Genomic DNA, 851 nt, shown 5'->3' on the forward strand with positions numbered 1-851 from the left:
CCAACGCCTCACGCGGCGAGATCCCGAAGAACGCCGCATCGAACCCCGCCGCATCCGCGAGAAAACCACCCCGCCGCGTGTACGACGTCCCCGGACCACCGGCCGGATCATGAAGACGACCCACGTCCCACCCACGATCGGACGGGAACTCCCCCACCGCGTCCGCCCCACCCGCCACCAGATCCCACAACTCCTGCGCCGAGCCCACCCCACCCGGATACCGGGCCCCCAGACCCACCACCACCACCGGATCACCCGACACCGCGACCCCGACGGGCACGGGCGCGACCGTCCGGCGCTCCTTGCCGAGGACCACCTCACGCAGGTACTCGGCCAGCCGGGCCGGAGTCGGGTGGTCGAAGACCATCGTCGCCGACAGCCGGGTCCCGACCGCCGTGGACAGCCGGTTGCGCAGCTCCACGCCGGTCAGCGAGTCGAAGCCGAGGTCCTTGAAGGCCAGGTCGCCACCGATCTCGTCGCTGCGGCCCAGCACGGCCGAGGCGTGGGTGCTGACCAGGTCGAGCAGAATCTCGCGTTGCCGGGCCTCGGGGAGCGATCCCAGCTCGCCCGCCAGTCCGGTGGCCCGCACCGGTTTGCGGACGCGTGCCAGCGCGCGCAGCACCGGCCGGTCGCCCAGGGCGGACAGCTTGAGCCGAGCCGCGACCACCGCCGGTTCCGCGGTGTCCAGGCCCCCGTCGAACAGCCCGAGTCCGTGGTCGGTGGCCATCGGCAGCAGCCCCGCGCGGGCGAGGCGTTCACCGTCGGCCTCGGACATCTGCCCGGTCAGCCCGCTGGCCTCGGCCCAGTAGCCCCAGGCCAGCGAGGTGGCCGGCAGGCCCTGGGCGCGCCGG

At 73.8% G+C, this 851-nt stretch carries 1 protein-coding gene; it reads right to left on the bottom strand.

Annotation, left to right across the window (positions count from 1 at the left end):
• Nucleotides 1-851 (bottom strand): acyl carrier protein (locus tag IE329_RS39985; RefSeq protein WP_229928166.1); only part of this gene is annotated, 851 nt, incomplete at both ends.

The organism is Kitasatospora indigofera (assembly GCF_014655955.1).
Classification (GTDB): Bacteria; Actinomycetota; Actinomycetes; order Streptomycetales; family Streptomycetaceae; genus Kitasatospora; species Kitasatospora indigofera.